Here is a 15,302-nt window from a genome sequence, read left to right as displayed (position 1 = left end):
GGGAACTCCTCATCTGTTTTTAACAGCCTATTCTCTGCTTACGGCTTAAACGCCTCCAGTTTTTAATTCACGTTCTCCATCCTGATTTAAAACATGACATTTGTCACCTCAAACTGGTGGCAATTGCTTCTGTTTTCCAGTGACCATCCCATTCAGAATACAAGCATCAATTTTACGGAGAACATGATGCAAAAAAAATATTTGGCGCTGGCATTGGTAATGTCTGGAATCTTTCTGCAATTACCTGCAATGGCAGAAAGTTTCCTGATTCAGCATGTGCGTGTGTTTGATGGCGAAAAAATGCTGCAAGACAGAAATGTCCTCATCGCTGACCGCAAGATAAAAGATCTTAACTTTACAGGTAAAGCCACGCCGGACACCACCATCATCAATGGCAATGGCCGCACGCTGCTGCCCGGCTTGATTGATGCCCATGTGCACGTGTATCAGGATATGGAATTGCCCTTGCTGTTCGGAGTCACCACCCAGATTGATATGGCCAACAGTGTCGATCTGATGAAACAGCTCAATGAAAAAATGCGCAAGGGTGAAAACCATGATCGCGCAGATGTCATTTCTGCCGGTCTGTTGGCTACCGCGCCCGGCGGGCATGGTACCGAATATGGTTTCCCTATCCCCACATTAAACAAGCCGGAAGAGGCCCAAGCCTGGGTCGATGCCAGGATTGCCGAAGGCTCGCATTTCATCAAGATCGTGCTTGAACATGGGAACGAAAAACGTCCCTTCAATAGCCTCGATGTGCCAACCGTGAAAGCACTGATAGACGCCGCCCACTTGCGCAATAAACTGGCAGTTGTTCATATAGGCAGCCTGAAAGAGGCAGAAGATGCACTCGATGCCGGCGCTGACGCACTGGTACATCTGTTTACAGGCAAGCAAATCGCCGATAGCGACATGCGTGATCTTGTTCAAAAAGCCAAGCGCAGACATGCATTTATCATCCCTACCTTCAGCGTGCTGGAAAGCATCGCTGGCGTCAAGGAACAGGATGTATTGACGGATAAACGCCTGACTTCCATGCTCAGCAAAGCCCAGTTGTTACCCCTTAATGCACCTTACGGACGGGAAGCAGATATCAATAGAATGAAGGTACCAAAGATGGTCACCGCAGCCATGCACGCAGCAGGCATACCCATATTGGCAGGCACTGATGCAGGTAACTCTGGCACGCAATACGGGGTCAGCCTGCATCATGAACTGGCCGCACTGGTCGACGCCGGCTTGAGCCCCACCAGCGCATTGGCGGCCGCCACATCTGTACCCGCCCATGCATTCGGATTGAGTGACCGTGGCCGCATCGCCAAAGGCTATAAAGCGGATCTGGTCCTGGTCGCCGGTGAGCCAGACAAGGATATCAATGCCACGCGCAATATTGTCGACGTCTGGAAAGATGGTGAACGTGTCAGTGGCCAGCGCGAACAAAAAATGCTGGAAGTGGAAAAACAAAATGCGCAAAAGAGATTGACCGTACAATTGCCGCCGAATGGCCGCATCAGCCTGTTCAGCAAAGAAAAACTGGCCAGCCCCTTTGGCTTTGGCTGGTGGCCATCAAATGATGCGCCCATGGGTGGCAAATCTACCATAGACACCAAACTGGTTGAACCTGCAGCCGGTGAAGCTGGTGCATTCCCTGCCCTGATCATCAATGCAAATATCCAGCCAGGCTTTGCTTACCCCTGGGCAGGTCTATCCTTCTTCCCGGGCTCCAAGCCTATGGATGCGGCTGACCTGAGTAGTGCCAACCTATTAAAATTCAAAGTCAAAGGTGATGGCAAACAGTATAGTGTCGGTATCAATGTGCAAGGTAGCTATGTCCCCATTTCTGTACAATTCACAGCACCGCAGGAATGGACGGAAATCATCATACCTTTCAGCCTGTTTAAAGGCCTGGATGCCAGCATGATCACCATTATCACTTTCAGCGCAGGCCCGGAAACTGGCGCATACACTTTCCAGCTTGCCGACGTGCGGCTTTTGAAAGAATAATGTCGTCCTGTTGATTTAAAGGCGCGATAGAACATGAATCAGGCAACAAACCCGAGGTGCAAGCAATGAGCAACGCATTCATAAAAAAACTGTCCCCACCCTGGGTACCCGCACGCTATGGAAATGCGCCCTATTTTTGGCTACTTTCATTTGCAATGTTTGCCTGGAAATACCTTTACATGCCGCTGACGGGAAGTGAAATTTTATTGCTGGCCGTCAGTTTTTTATTTTTCCTCCCCATCTATTTTTATAGTTTCTGGATCAGTGGCTGGCGTATTTATCTTTGCATACTGATCAACTGCGCGCTGGGTATTGCCTGGGCCAGGTACAATTTCGGCAGCTCGGTTTTTTGCATTTTCGCAGCAACCATGTGTTCGCGCATACACAATTCACGGAAAGCCTATGAAGGCCTGGCGGCAGTCGCCTTGATTGTTGCGGCCGCCAGTTTTCTAATGCGACTGGAGACCTATTTCTGGATACCGGCCCTGATATTCAGCATCCCTAGTGGGCTTGGTGCCATCATTGGCGAGCGCCTGGCAAGCAGCAATGCCAGCCTGCTCAAAAAACAGGAAGAGGTGGAATACCTTGCCGCCCTCGCAGAACGTGAACGTATAGCCAGGGACCTGCATGATTTACTGGGGCATACCTTATCTGTCATCACGCTAAAGGCCGAACTGGCTGGTAAATTAATGGATAGAAATCCTGTCGCCTGCAAAAAGGAAATTTACGACATTGAGCATACCGCCAGACAGGCACTGGCAGAAGTACGGGCAGCCGTCGTTGGTTACCGCGCCACTGGTCTGGCGCATGAATTGCAATCTGCAAAAAGTGTACTGGATGCGGCACAGGTAGAATTGCGCACTGAAATAGATCAGCTTACGCTACCTCCAGCGGTAGAAAATGTCATGGCCCTGGCAGTACGCGAAGCCATCACTAACATCATTCGTCATGCAAAAGCGAGTCAATGTGAAATCAAACTAAGCCAGGGTAATGGTCTGGCCAGGCTGGAAATCAGCGACAACGGCAACACCAGCCATATTGACAAACTGAGCAAAGGGAATGGATTGAACGGCATGACAGAAAGAGTACAGGCATTGGGTGGCAAGCTGGATTTATTTGTCACGCAGGGCTTGCGTATAGAATTATCATTGCCGATGAAAGAGTTAATATGATACGCATCATCATAGCCGAAGACCAGGCACTGGTATCGGGCGCACTGGCTGCGCTGTTAGGTCTGGAAGAAGACCTGCAAGTCGTCGGTCTGGCAAAAAACGGCCAGGAAGCGCTCGCTTTGTGCGAGAAAGAGCAGCCAGACATCGTCGTCACCGATATAGAAATGCCTATCATGACGGGGCTGGAATTGGCTGCTGCCGTCATGGAAAAAAAACTGACCAGCAAAGTCGTGGTCCTGACCACTTTTGCCCGCAGCGGCTATTTGCGTCGCGCCATGGCCAGCGGAGTGCGCGGCTATATGCTGAAAGACGCGCCGGCAGATACCCTGGCCGCCGCCATACGCACTGTGCATGCGGGTGGCCGCGCGATTGCGCCAGAACTGGCGATGGAAAGCTGGGGCGGCGAACAAGACCCGCTGAGTGAGCGTGAGCGTCAGGTGTTACGACTGGCTGGCACAGGTTCAACCAGCACGGAAATTGCCAAACTCATGCATTTATCAGAAGGTACGGTACGCAACTATCTGTCGGAAGCGATCAGTAAATTGCATGCAAAAAACCGTGTGGAAGCTTTTCGCCTGGCACGCGATCAGGGTTGGTTATAAGATCGTGAAATGGCCGCTGCCATGGAATGACTTGCGCTACCTTGCATGCAAGCCATACAGATGCCGTCCGGTAGCATTTGGTATCACTTAATCAGCCATGCATGCAGATTTGAAATGAGTTAAGCTGTGTTGACTATGGAAGGCTTACGCTCAATGAAAAAAGTATTTTCGACCGTCTTTTTTTCGCTGCCTCTACTTTGTTTTGCCGCACAATCCGATCTCGAAATCAAGGCAGACAAATTGCGAAACGCTGCCATGAGTGAATTTGAAAAAAACCAGAACCAGCGGGCAGCTTTGCAGCTCAATGCGCAGGCACTCCGGATAACACGCCATCTGCCCGAAACCAGTTGGCGCACTGTCGAAAATTACGATGATGCTGGCCTGTATTACTACGAAAGTGGTAAGTGGAAAGCGTCCGCACAGCATCAGGCGATTGCCGTACTTCTCGCTTGTGGAGTACCAGAAAATGCGGCAATGTTTGCGACCTATGTCAAACGCCTGGGTTTTGCTTTTTCCAAATACCGCCCCCAGGAAGATTTTGCACCGATAGCGGCAAATCCCTTAATCCTGTTGCAGGATATACGCCTGAATATGCGTAGCAATTTTGATCTCAGGCGTCGCTACTTCAAGACGATCAAAGTCAATGCGGAAAATGGGGATCAAACACATTCTTACCGCTATCAGTTAAGAGCCAACACCCTGCCAGCATCTTGCTATCTTGCCGACCCCAATCCAACAGCAGAAAGCCCTGAACTTCGGAAAACTGAATAGGCACAACGACAAGCATCACAAACCCCAAAGAGCATCGCACTTAACTTAATCAGAGCTTATCTAAAAAACACAAAATTTTGATGCCGTTGCTTTATTAACACTTTTCCTGCATCAAATATCTCTCAGAGATCTTTCAGATATCTTTTTAGCATGTCTATATAAAGCGTAATTGCTGCGCTTTTTGAACCATTGTGAACTCTGTTATTTTCGTCTTCAAATGGACTATGATGAACTGAATTTACGCGCCATTTATTTCCATCAAAATGCAAGATCTGCCAAAACCCGACTTGACTGGAAATCTGAAAAGTTCGAGAGACCATGTTTCCCGGACATTTCCTCCCCTATTTTCATTTCCAGTCTTGTTTGGCCTTATTCTTTTGGCGCTGGGACTGCTGGTCATCAGCGGCTGGTTATTGCATATGCGGGCCATGGTGGAAATACGTACCGGCCTGGTCGCCATGGTATTTAATACCGCGCTGTGCTTCGCACTGACCGGACTGGCAATCGCGCTGCCGGGGCTGATAAAAAAACCTGTGCATGCTATTCAAAGCAGTGTTGGTATCTTCCTTTTTTGTCTATGCGGACTGGTACTGATCGAATATCTTTTTGATATCAATCTTGGCATAGACTGGGGCTTTCTTCACACTTGGCTACAGGATGGCAATATGCGTCTGGGGCGGCTGGCACCGAACACGGCCGTGGGATTCATGCTCACTGGTGTCAGCCTGGTGCTGTTGAATAACATCACCAGCCGGACCAGGGAACTCAGCTATCAGATACTGGTTTTCTGCATATTGGCTATCGGCCTGACAGGTTTGATCGGCTATGTATTGTCGCCTGACCAGCTATTTGGCTGGGCGCGCTCAGCTCGCATGGCGATTCATACCGCAATAGGGATGATCATCATCGCACTGGCAATGTGGTCAAGCCTGTATCACTCTAACAGTCATCATGCGCAAAAATTTTTCCAGCTTGATGAAAAAATTGGTTTCATGAGCGCCGCCATTCTATGCGTCGTTACCCTGACTGCCGGCCTCACCGGTTTTGTATTTCAGCAAACCATACTGGAAAATTCTCTAAAGGAAAAATTACAGTTCAAGCTGGATAATCAACGCATGCTGACGCAGGCCACGCTTACGCAAGGATATGCCACAGCGGAACATGCTACCCACAATACGCATTTGATGGCATCTGCATACATGCTCACCCTTCAGCCTGGCAATGAAAGCGTTATTGCAGAAATCCAGTCAGAATTACGCAGCCTGATGAACGAAGGCATGCGAAGCGCATCGATCACTTCCCCCGATGGCAAGCTGCTTTTGTATATGGGAGAAAAATCAGATAACGCCATTACCAGGCTGGACCTGCCTGATTATCCCGGTCAGTCTTCCGCCCTGCAATGGGATAAGGAATTGACACTGTACACGGACTCTCCTTTATTGAAGGATGGTATCGCCTTTGCCAGCCTGCATCTGAACCAGCGCTTGCCTGTGATACAGGCGCAGCTATTCGATCTGCATGGGCTTGGTGATACTGGAGAAATCGCATTGTGTTCCGGCCATCTCAAGACCCTGATCTGTCTGCCATCAGGAAGGCAAAGCGCCCCTTACACGATCGGCAAGGAGAATATCACCGGCCAGCCACTGCCCATGAGTTACGCGATTGACGGCAAAGCTGGCCTGATTGCGACATTAGACTATAAAGGACATAACGTGATGGCAGCGTTTGCCCCTTTGAATAGAAACCTGGGAATCGTGGTCAAGCAAGACACGACAGAACTCTACGGCGCAATACGGGCACAATTATCCTCTGTCACGCCAGCATTACTGCTTATCCTGGTCCTGGGTGTTCTGGTCATGCGTTCGCAGATCAAACCCCTGGTCAAGCGTCTGACAGACTCTGAAAATCATGCCCGAGAGCAGCAACTGGAAATGAACACCGTTTTCAGCAGCGTTGGCGAAGGCATCATGACGACGAATGACAAGGGCATCATAGAATCATTCAATGATGCTGCGGCAATGATTTTTGGCTATCGCCCCCATGAAGTGATAGGCCAAAAACTGCAAATCCTGATGCCTTTCGAAATGCGCAAACGCCATGAGGCGGGCATGCAGAATTATCTGCAAACAGGAGAAAGCAAGGTTCTGGGGCGGCCGAAACTGGAACTACCTGGCCTGCGCAAGGATGGGACGCAGTTCACACTGGAACTGACGGTAAATGAAATCCAGTTCGATTCACGCCGTGTCTTTGTCGGTGTGGTCAGGGACATCACCGAGCGCAAGCAGTTTGAGGAAAAACTGATTTTCCTGGCGCAGTACGACGTGCTGACCGGTTTGCCGAATCGCGCACTTTTCATGGACAGGTTGTCAGGCGCTATCCTGCGCGCCAGCCGCACACGCAGCGCACTGGCAGTCATGTTTCTGGATCTTGATGGCTTCAAAAACGTCAACGATACGCTGGGACATCATACCGGCGACGAGCTATTGAAAGAGTTTGGTAACCGTCTTTGCATGGCAGTACGCAAAACCGATTCCGTTGCCCGGCTGGCTGGCGATGAATTCACCATCATCCTTGAAGGCTTGAACAATCCTGAACACGATACACGTGAAGTGGCGGAAAAAATTATCGCCTCCATGCAACAGCGTTTTTCCTTGGGTGAACACCAGATCAATATTACCACCAGCATCGGCCTCGCCATCCAGGTCGATGGTGAATCAGATCTTGATGAATTATTGCGACGTGCAGATGACGCTATGTACAGGGCCAAGCATAGCGGTAAAAATCGTTGGAGTGCTTAGCAGTCCCTTTTATACTTTTTCCAGCCCGTATCAGTACATTGCTGGGCAAACTTCCCGCGAGGACCTGGGCAGAATGTGCCTTAAGCTTTGGTTATGCCGATCAGGCCCATATGAACCGTGACTTCGTACGCTTCACTGGGCACACTCCAGCACAACTGGTGCGCGGCATAGCCAGTCAGGATGCTGCATTCTGGGCGTTCAGTTTCAATGGAGGCGAGATAGGAAAATTGTTTCTTCCTGCCGATGAATTGAATGTCGTTTCGGTTCAAGACCAAATCCTTGCATGAACCCATAATGGCGGCTTCTCATAGTGGGAGCAGCATTCATGGAAGAGCAAGCAGGTTTGTTTCAGGATTCTTATATCCTGACCAACGTCAATGATTTGATGAACAAGGTACAAAGCAATAGCATGTGGTATCTGTCTTTTGGCCTGGCCTGCTGCGCAGTGGAAATGATGCAGGCTGCCAGTGCCCGCTATGACATGGATCGCTTTGGCTTCATGCCACGCGCCAGCCCGCGTCACGCCGACCTGATGATCGTCGCTGGCACGCTCACCAATAAAATGGCCCCTGCCCTGCGTAAAGTGTATGACCAGATGGCTGAACCACGTTATGTCATCTCCATGGGTTCCTGTGCCAATGGCGGTGGTTATTACCACTATTCGTATTCCGTGGTACGTGGTTGCGATCGGATCGTACCTGTCGACATCTATATCCCGGGCTGTCCACCCACCGCCGAGGCCCTGATTTATGGATTATTGCAATTACAAAACAAGATCAAGCGCAGCAATCACATTGCCCGCTGATTAAAACGCCATGCATGCCGGAAGACGTGAACCTGTATATATGCTATCGTCACTTGCCATCCTGACGTGCCACAGCCCGAAGTCTACCAAGAAAATTTAACCATGCACGACACTCACAACACCATGACTATCGCCTGTCTTTTCAAAGATGAGCCGGCAAACTGGGGCTTGCGAGGTGATCCGTATTTATGGAAAGAATTTCAGCGACATTTTGCCACTGTCGCCTGGCCTGAGAGTATTGTTCATTTACAGGAAAAACTTGAGCAAGCTTTTCTGGATTTGACCGGGCACTCCGTGCATAAAGCAGAAAATTTTTACCTGCCTCAGTTTGCCCACGGCGGGATGTCTTCCGGTGTCATCTGCACCGAATTCTGGCGCGACAGTGTGATTCCCCTGCTTATGCAACGTTATCTTGCAAGCGCTTCCAAAAACGCCCGCATTGATTAAATCTATTGTGGGTAAGCGCTTGTCAGGATTTACGGTTTGTTCAATTCACGCATGCTGTTGATCGCTTCTTGCGAAACCCATATAAGCGTATTCATGTAACTGTCCAGGCGATCCACCAGTTCACTTCTGGGGCCATCTTTCCACTCGCTGGAACTGTAAAAAGCATTTTGCTCACGCTCCAGTGCCTCGCGATTTTCGTAAGAGCGTATCAAAAAATAAGTCGCTTCTTCATGATCTGAACGCCCATAAGCAACCACGTCAGTATTCCACTTCTTCAACATCGGCACAGCGAGGTGATGGACAGCATGATGAAAGGCATCCGCTGCGCCCGGTTTAAGGCGATAAGTACGTATCTCAATTAATCGTTTCATGGTTAAGGCCACTCTCATGCGGGTAAATGATGATTATTTTTTTGATGCGTTGCCTTGCAGATAAAAACAGAATTTAGTTTCCACCATCTATGGCTTCAGGGGCAGCAGTCAGTGCATAGGTTTCCAAAATACGCCAGGGCTCACGCCCGGTCTGCTCGATAAGATAAATGGCTGGAAATCTGACGGTGATGGTTTCCGGTAACGTCAACGCCTGTGCCAGTGCGTTGCCAGATGCCTGTGGATTGCGCGGGTGTGCAATCGTAATATGCGGACGCTGATTCCTGATATGTATTGAGTCAAGCAAGTGTTCGCGCAAGTGATGAAATTCATCCTCGCCATCTATGCAGTGCAGCAGTATGCCATGACCGGAAAATACTTCCGGCCTGCCAAAACGCAAGCTGAGCACTGACCATGACAGCTTTTGAAGCCTATTCTTTATCGCTGGATAATCAGCAAGCTCGTCTTCACGACACAAGGTAATGTGCGCCGGTATCAAACCGTGTTGCACCGGGTCGACAATTGCACGTAGCGCCTCGATGTCTTTGACTGCATCCGCTGCAGCATACATACTCAGTTGTTGACGAGTATCAGGCATGTCTACTCCCTGGTTTCATATCCTGGTAACACAAGGGCATTTTCCGGGCGACAGTGTGCTGGTTTTTTGCCCTACTTTTTGGTGCGCAAGTCACGTATATAAGCCAGTTCATTGAGTGCGACCTTGTTGCCGGGATCGACCTCCAGCGACTCGATCAGACGCAATTCTGCCTCTTCAAGGCGCTTCAAATCTATCAATGCGAAGCCCATGCCACGTAGGGCAGCGCCACGGTAAGGCCGCTGTGATGTATAGACACGTGTAAGTTCATTGGCCTTGGTGTAGGCAGCCAGGCCCTCGGCGGGCTTGCCACTTTGATTGAGGATATAACCCATCTCCACTGCCGTTCCTGCTGAAATCGGCGCCAGTATTTCCATCTCCCTGGAAAATGCAAGTGCCGTAACGAAGTCACGCTTTTCTGCGGCGATGAAGGTTTGCATCTGCAGGCACTCCTTGTAACTCCAGTCTATCCATTCAAACTTTTCAGGATGTGTTTTCCTGAATTCATCATATTCGGTCTTGGTCTGAAATGAATATTGCTTCTGGCTGCGATCAAAGATCGCTTCATACTCTTTCCGTAAAGAGACAGCCATGCGCTCTGCTTCGGCAAATCGTTTGGTATTGACGAGGGCCACCAGTTCTCTTGAGCGTGGTCCTAGTTCTGCTCCCTTGGCCGTTGTTGTTTCCAGTTGTAGCTGGATCGCCACACCATTGGATACATCCTGTGCTTGCGTTTGCAGGCAAAGCGCAAATCCAAAAAGCAGCAAGGCATTCTTTACAAGGTTCTTTTTCATGGTTTTTTTAAAAGGAAGTGGCAAGACTATCAGGCATGATCTTGGTTGTACAAGAAAAAATTTGCAAGCGTATACCGTGCCGGATGAGGTTTTTGCAGCATAATGCATGCTTGCCTATTTAACCAGAAAATTATCGTATCTGACTGACCATGTCGGTACAAAACAGCCCAGTGGCAAAAGCGCAGGTTTGGCAGATAATGAGAAAACGGGCTTTCCACTATCAATTCAACACCTTTATTTCCCATCATGAATATGAAAAATTTAAGCCTGGCAGTCCTGCTGTTTCTCGCAGCCACACTGAGCCACGCGCAAAAACCGCAGGAACACAAAGCCTTTCAGTACGCCACAATTGACGCGCTTCTGGCAGGCGCCTATGAAGGTGAACTGACGGTGGATGAACTCAAGCTCAAAGGCGACTTTGGCATTGGCACCTTTAACCGCGTTGACGGTGAAATGATCGTACTCGATGGCGAAGTTTTCCAGTTCAAAGCCGACGGCACGGTGGTCAAAGCCAGCGGCAAGCAATTGACGCCGTTCGCTGTCGTCACCAGATTCAATACCGACTACCGCTATGAGATCAACAAGGAAACCAGCCTGAAAGAGCTGGAAGAAATGCTGGATCAACGCTTGGAAAACAAAAATCTTTTCTATGCGATCCGTGTGGAAGCTGAATTTACGCAATTGACGACGCGTGCAATCTCACCTCAAGACAAGCCCTACAAACCACTTGCCGAAGTCACCAAGACACAAACATTATTTAATTTTAGCAATACCAGGGGCGTACTGGTTGCTTTCCGCAGCCCCGGTTTTTCTAAAGGTTTCAATGTACCAGGTTACCACTGGCACTATCTGGCAAATGATCACAAAGCCGGCGGTCACGTACTGGCACTCAGTCTTAGCCAGGGCGTGATCAAGATTGGCGCAGTATCAGATATCGAAATCAAACTACCCACCAACAATATGTTTGCCAGTACCAACCAGTCTGTTGACCGCTCGACCGAATTAAAGGCCGTGGAAAGCTTGCGCAAGGACTAGCGACATCAGGCCCGTGCTGGTGTCAGCGATGCCGCACATGCCTGAGACTCTTGCCCGCTTTTGACTCTGCGGGCTTATTCTCCAGCAGCCGTCCGATATTCAATGCATCCATCAGTCTTGCTGAGCTGGCTCTTGCGTTCAGCAAGACCAGCGTGGCTTTCTTGCCGGCCAGTTTTACACGCATGATCAGGCAATTGCCTGCCTCATTGGTAAATCCGGTTTTGGATAACAGCACATCCCAGCCCTTCTTGCCAACCAGGCGGTTGGTGTTATGGAATTCGCGGTTACGACCGTCTTTGAGGGAGATGGTGTCTTCACTGTCTGTGGTGATATCAGCAATCTCCGGGTAACGTGATGCCGCTTGCGCCATTTTTACCAGATCAACTGCTGTCGACGTGTTTTCTGGCGACAAGCCCGTGGCTTCGCGGATAAAGGTATGCCCCATACCCAGTGCGATCAGTTTGGATTTCACCGCCACCATGAACGCGCCATTGCCACCGGGATAAGTGCGCGCCAGTGACGCAGCAGCGCGATTATCGGAAGACATCAGTGCCAGTTGCAAGGCTTCCCTGCGTGTGATGCTTGAGCCTACCGGCACATGGGAACGGCTATGCTTGAGCTGGTCTTTATCCTCTTCTTCTATGGAGATTTTCTCATCCATATTTGCTTTGCTGTCGAGCACCACCATGGCAGTCATGAGCTTAGTCAACGAAGCGATGGGGACCACTTCACTGGCATTCTTTTCCAGCAGTATTTGCCCGCTGCGTTCATCCACTACCATTGCATGCTGGGAATTCAAACGCATGGAACCAGGCTGCATTGCGGCCACGCTGCCGCTACAGAACAGCAAAAGTAAAACTATCTTTCGCATCAACATGAAAAAAATCAACAATCTGCTAGCAACTTTGAAAACGAAAAAGGCAAGCTGTCAACTGCTCATGCCTCAAGCAGAACAGAGGATGGCGTTGATAGCTTACCTTGCGTGAAACTGAATCCGGCTTATTTTGCCGAATAGACGATATCGGCGCGACGGTTTTCTGCCCAGGCGGCTTCATTGCTGCCGGAGGCTTTTGGTTTTTCCTTGCCCAAAGAAACCGCTTCCATCTGTGCATCTGGTGTGCCAGACAATGCCATGGCTTTACGCACTGCCTCTGCACGTTTCTGACCCAGCGCCAGGTTGTATTCGCTGCCACCGCGTTCATCGGTATTACCCTGGATCAGGATTTTTCTGCCTTTGTTCGCGCCCAGATATCTTGAATGTGCTTCCACGACCGGGCTATATTCCGATTTGACGACATACTGATCAAAGTCGAAATAGACACTGCGTTTTGCCAGCACGCCTTTCGGATCATCCAGCGGATCAACGACTGTGCTCACCGACTCAATTTTACGGCTATCGTCTGGTTTTGGTTTTGACATATCCGGTTTTGCTTGCGCAGGTGTTTCTGCAACTTTGACTGACGGGCTGCTGCAGGCGGCTAATAAAATCGATACGGCGGCAATACTGCCAAGTGTGCTGAATTTCAATTGGGAACGCATGGAAATATCCTCTGTAAGTCTTGATTGTCGAAATCGGTGTAGATATGGATACGATGGCCAATAGACGAACCAGTATCACAAAACTTCGCTATGGTGCACCAAGAAACTTAGGGGAATCTTAAAATAGCGATATGGCGGTGGAATTAACGCTTGTATGAGCAGTCTCTCGTTCTCTTATCCGCTTCTTGAAAGCGGAAAATGAATTTTCACTTCCAAACCACCCAATGTGGCATCGGCCATTTCTATTTTTGCATGATGGCGATCTGCGATGGTTTTGGCAATCGCCAGGCCCAGTCCGCTGCCACTTTTATCGGAACCGGCAACACGGTAAAAGCGATCAAAAATCCGGCCTCTTTCGGCCAGCGGCACGCCTTCGCCTGAATCCTGTATGCTTAAACAAACGCTGTCGGCATCCGCGACCAATCGTACCTCCACCCTTCCGGCTTCTGAAATATAGCGTACTGCATTGTCCAGAAGATTGCGTATCATTACACGCAAACCCTCTCCGTCTGCCAATATTTCCGCGGCTGGAGAGATGCTGGCTACCAAACTGATATTCCGCGATTGCGCAAATGGAGTGACATCACTGATCGCCTGCTCTATGCAATTGCCGAGCGAAGTCATGGCAAAACCGCTTGCTGCCTGGGATGAAGGGTCTTGCCGCGCCAACGCCAGCAATTGCTCAACCAGGCGCGATGCCCTGTCAACACCACCCAGTAAGCGGCTGACTGCCTGTTCATGGGTCACTTCATCTTTTACCCTGCCGAGGTTTTGCACTTGCAGACGCAAGGCAGTGATGGGTGACCTCAGTTCATGGGCGGCATCAGCGACAAAACGCTGTTGTGCCTGCAAAGCCAGGCCCATACGGCTGAGCAGGGAATTTAATTCTGTCACCAGCAAAGATACTTCACTTGGCACACCGTCGGCAGAAACCGGCTCAACGGAATTGGCATTGCGGTTGGCCAGGTCACTGCCTATGCGATTAAGCGGTGCCAATACTGAACTGACGCCCCACCAGGCAGCGCAAAACAATAAGATCGAAACAGGTATCACTGGCCACAAGGTACTCAGTGCAAATGAAATGGCGCGCTCGCGGCGGGTATCGATTTTTTGCGCAACCTGCACTACGCGCTTGTTTTCTTTTACCGCATAAATACGCCACTCACCGTTGTCGAGTGTCACGGTAGAAAACCCCAGCGCAGCCTGTTTGGGCAAGAAGCGGTACTGACGCGACTGATAAACGCGATTACCATCGCCACCCCAGACCTGCACGACAAAATCAAAGCCGTTGCTTTCTATGCCCGGCATGGTGCGCCAGTCAACCTGTTCAAAATCATTGTCCTGCAAAGCCAGCGCCATTTGCTGCATGTGATAGTCAAATAATTTATCGGCCTCGCCTATGGCAGCGTGGAATGACGTGGCAAACTGCAAGGCAGCTGCTGCCAGAATGGCGATGCCGAACAGCAGCATCATTTGCAGGCGCAAGGATTTCATGCGCTTTTCTCGACCATGTAGCCAACACCACGCACATTCAAGATGAATTTTTGTCCCAATTTTTTCCTGAGACCGTGGATATACACTTCAACAGCATTGCTTTCAATTTCGGAAGTACAACCAAATAATTGATCCTCCAGCCTGCTGCGTGACAATATTGCGCCAGGCCGTGCGATCAGGGCATCCAGGATTGTCCATTCGCGGGATGACAGTATCACTTGTTCCTGGCCGTTAAAAACCTGCCGGGTGGTGGAATCAACCACCACGTCGCCACAGACATAGGATGTATCGACACGCCCGTGTGCGCGGCGCACCAGTGCATGCATGCGGGCGATCAGCTCATCCAGATCAAAGGGCTTGATCAAGTAATCGTCGGCTCCGGCATGCAAACCCAGTACCCGCTCCGGTACCGTGTCGCGCGCCGTCATCACCAGCACGGGCAAAGTGTCACCACGTTTGCGCAAGTCTTTCAAAATGGCGATGCCATCGCGCTGTGGCAAACTCAGGTCCAGCAGCAACACATCATAGCGATGAATTTGCAGGGCTGCCTCTGCCGCTTCGCCATTGCGCAACCAGTCAACCAGATTCGCTTCGCTTTCCAGCGCGATCTGGATATTTTCACCTATCATGGGGTCGTCTTCGACGAGCAGGACTTTCATGTTTGTTCTTGGTCTCAAATGCGGCAGGATTTTGCAGCGTGGATTGTACGCCAAGCAGGAAAAGCCGGGGATTTGCACATTTCACCCCTCATGTATCTACGCCTGGCGAATGGCATGTGCATCGGATACGCATGAGAAAAGCCCAGGAATAACAGAAATATATTGAATAAAATAACAAAAATCTTGACATACACCTGCATTTGATCTTTAATTTCT

General features: G+C 49.9%; 16 protein-coding genes. 9 read left to right on the top strand and 7 right to left on the bottom strand.

Going from position 1 to position 15,302, the window contains the following annotated elements:
* Positions 1-186: 186 nt before the first annotated feature.
* The 8 genes from ACO0LH_RS19755 to ACO0LH_RS19720 all read left to right on the top strand — a co-directional run bounded on the left by ACO0LH_RS19755 (position 187) and on the right by ACO0LH_RS19720 (position 8,602).
* Positions 187-2,007 carry a CIA30 family protein gene (locus tag ACO0LH_RS19755; RefSeq protein WP_422942852.1) on the top strand — a complete coding sequence of 607 codons (1,821 nt, stop codon included), beginning with the start codon at positions 187-189 and terminating at the stop codon, positions 2,005-2,007.
* Positions 2,008-2,072: 65 nt separating this feature from the next.
* Positions 2,073-3,179: a sensor histidine kinase gene (locus ACO0LH_RS19750; protein ID WP_422942851.1), complete on the top strand. Its 1,107-nt coding sequence runs from the start codon at positions 2,073-2,075 to the stop codon at positions 3,177-3,179.
* Positions 3,176-3,781 carry a response regulator transcription factor gene (locus ACO0LH_RS19745; protein WP_422942850.1) on the top strand — a complete coding sequence of 202 codons (606 nt, stop codon included), beginning with the start codon at positions 3,176-3,178 and terminating at the stop codon, positions 3,779-3,781. The genes ACO0LH_RS19750 and ACO0LH_RS19745 overlap by 4 nt, the downstream gene beginning before the upstream one ends.
* 153 nt (positions 3,782-3,934) lie before the next feature.
* Positions 3,935-4,552: a hypothetical protein gene (locus ACO0LH_RS19740; RefSeq protein ID WP_422942849.1), complete on the top strand. Its 618-nt coding sequence runs from the start codon at positions 3,935-3,937 to the stop codon at positions 4,550-4,552.
* 359 nt (positions 4,553-4,911) lie between these two features.
* Positions 4,912-7,350, top strand: a complete 2,439-nt coding sequence (locus tag ACO0LH_RS19735) for a diguanylate cyclase domain-containing protein (protein WP_422942848.1) — start codon at positions 4,912-4,914, stop codon at positions 7,348-7,350.
* A gap of 110 nt (positions 7,351-7,460) precedes the next feature.
* Positions 7,461-7,637 (top strand): hypothetical protein, encoded by a 177-nt coding sequence (locus ACO0LH_RS19730; RefSeq protein ID WP_422942847.1) that lies wholly within the window; start codon positions 7,461-7,463, stop codon positions 7,635-7,637.
* Positions 7,638-7,675: 38 nt separating this feature from the next.
* Positions 7,676-8,155, top strand: coding sequence for a NuoB/complex I 20 kDa subunit family protein (locus tag ACO0LH_RS19725; RefSeq protein WP_422942846.1), 480 nt, complete (start codon positions 7,676-7,678; stop codon positions 8,153-8,155).
* 102 nt (positions 8,156-8,257) lie between these two features.
* Entirely contained in the window at positions 8,258-8,602 is a 345-nt protein-coding gene (locus tag ACO0LH_RS19720; protein WP_422942845.1) for a MobA protein, read from the top strand.
* Between the two features lie 29 nt (positions 8,603-8,631).
* On the opposite strand, the gene ACO0LH_RS19715 is transcribed toward ACO0LH_RS19720, so the two are convergent.
* From ACO0LH_RS19715 to ACO0LH_RS19705, 3 genes are all read right to left on the bottom strand, one after another.
* Entirely contained in the window at positions 8,632-8,973 is a 342-nt protein-coding gene (locus ACO0LH_RS19715; RefSeq protein WP_422942844.1) for an NIPSNAP family protein, read from the bottom strand.
* Positions 8,974-9,046: 73 nt separating this feature from the next.
* Entirely contained in the window at positions 9,047-9,568 is a 522-nt protein-coding gene (locus ACO0LH_RS19710) for a 2'-5' RNA ligase family protein (protein WP_422942843.1), read from the bottom strand.
* A 71-nt stretch (positions 9,569-9,639) separates the two neighbouring features.
* The gene (locus ACO0LH_RS19705; RefSeq protein WP_422942842.1) at positions 9,640-10,359 is read right to left on the bottom strand and encodes a hypothetical protein; all 720 of its coding nucleotides are present in this window, start codon (positions 10,357-10,359) and stop codon (positions 9,640-9,642) included.
* A gap of 246 nt (positions 10,360-10,605) precedes the next feature.
* On the opposite strand from ACO0LH_RS19705, the gene budA reads away from it, so the two are divergent.
* Complete coding sequence (budA, locus tag ACO0LH_RS19700) at positions 10,606-11,394, top strand: acetolactate decarboxylase (protein WP_422942841.1); 789 nt, start codon at positions 10,606-10,608, stop codon at positions 11,392-11,394.
* Between the two features lie 22 nt (positions 11,395-11,416).
* On the opposite strand, the gene ACO0LH_RS19695 is transcribed toward budA, so the two are convergent.
* The 4 genes from ACO0LH_RS19695 to ACO0LH_RS19680 all read right to left on the bottom strand — a co-directional run bounded on the left by ACO0LH_RS19695 (position 11,417) and on the right by ACO0LH_RS19680 (position 15,086).
* Positions 11,417-12,199: a serine hydrolase gene (locus tag ACO0LH_RS19695; protein ID WP_422942840.1), complete on the bottom strand. Its 783-nt coding sequence runs from the start codon at positions 12,197-12,199 to the stop codon at positions 11,417-11,419.
* A 194-nt stretch (positions 12,200-12,393) separates the two neighbouring features.
* Positions 12,394-12,933, bottom strand: coding sequence for a peptidoglycan-associated lipoprotein Pal (pal, locus tag ACO0LH_RS19690; protein WP_422942839.1), 540 nt, complete (start codon positions 12,931-12,933; stop codon positions 12,394-12,396).
* A gap of 174 nt (positions 12,934-13,107) precedes the next feature.
* Complete coding sequence (locus ACO0LH_RS19685; RefSeq protein WP_422942838.1) at positions 13,108-14,427, bottom strand: ATP-binding protein; 1,320 nt, start codon at positions 14,425-14,427, stop codon at positions 13,108-13,110.
* A complete protein-coding gene (locus ACO0LH_RS19680) occupies positions 14,424-15,086 on the bottom strand; it encodes a response regulator (RefSeq protein WP_422942837.1) in 663 nt (220 codons plus the stop codon). Before ACO0LH_RS19680 ends, ACO0LH_RS19685 begins: the two co-directional genes overlap by 4 nt.
* Between the last annotated feature and the right edge of the window lie 216 nt (positions 15,087-15,302).

It is taken from the genome of Undibacterium sp. TJN19 (assembly GCF_049339485.1).
GTDB lineage: Bacteria > Pseudomonadota > Gammaproteobacteria > Burkholderiales > Burkholderiaceae_D > Undibacterium.
Note: the sequence above shows the minus strand (reverse complement) of the source record. Positions and strands in the feature narration are given on the sequence as shown.

Coding starts and splice junctions, on each gene's coding strand:
- ACO0LH_RS19755 (WP_422942852.1), top strand. CDS start 187: ATGCAAAAAAAATATTTGGCGCTGGCATTGGTAATGTCTGGAATCTTT.
- ACO0LH_RS19750 (WP_422942851.1), top strand. CDS start 2,073: ATGAGCAACGCATTCATAAAAAAACTGTCCCCACCCTGGGTACCCGCA.
- ACO0LH_RS19745 (WP_422942850.1), top strand. CDS start 3,176: ATGATACGCATCATCATAGCCGAAGACCAGGCACTGGTATCGGGCGCA.
- ACO0LH_RS19740 (WP_422942849.1), top strand. CDS start 3,935: ATGAAAAAAGTATTTTCGACCGTCTTTTTTTCGCTGCCTCTACTTTGT.
- ACO0LH_RS19730 (WP_422942847.1), top strand. CDS start 7,461: ATGAACCGTGACTTCGTACGCTTCACTGGGCACACTCCAGCACAACTG.
- ACO0LH_RS19725 (WP_422942846.1), top strand. CDS start 7,676: ATGGAAGAGCAAGCAGGTTTGTTTCAGGATTCTTATATCCTGACCAAC.
- ACO0LH_RS19720 (WP_422942845.1), top strand. CDS start 8,258: ATGCACGACACTCACAACACCATGACTATCGCCTGTCTTTTCAAAGAT.
- ACO0LH_RS19715 (WP_422942844.1), bottom strand. CDS start 8,973: ATGAAACGATTAATTGAGATACGTACTTATCGCCTTAAACCGGGCGCA.
- ACO0LH_RS19710 (WP_422942843.1), bottom strand. CDS start 9,568: ATGCCTGATACTCGTCAACAACTGAGTATGTATGCTGCAGCGGATGCA.
- ACO0LH_RS19705 (WP_422942842.1), bottom strand. CDS start 10,359: ATGAAAAAGAACCTTGTAAAGAATGCCTTGCTGCTTTTTGGATTTGCG.
- budA (WP_422942841.1), top strand. CDS start 10,606: ATGAATATGAAAAATTTAAGCCTGGCAGTCCTGCTGTTTCTCGCAGCC.
- ACO0LH_RS19695 (WP_422942840.1), bottom strand. CDS start 12,199: ATGCGTTTGAATTCCCAGCATGCAATGGTAGTGGATGAACGCAGCGGG.
- pal (WP_422942839.1), bottom strand. CDS start 12,933: ATGCGTTCCCAATTGAAATTCAGCACACTTGGCAGTATTGCCGCCGTA.
- ACO0LH_RS19685 (WP_422942838.1), bottom strand. CDS start 14,427: ATGAAATCCTTGCGCCTGCAAATGATGCTGCTGTTCGGCATCGCCATT.
- ACO0LH_RS19680 (WP_422942837.1), bottom strand. CDS start 15,086: ATGAAAGTCCTGCTCGTCGAAGACGACCCCATGATAGGTGAAAATATC.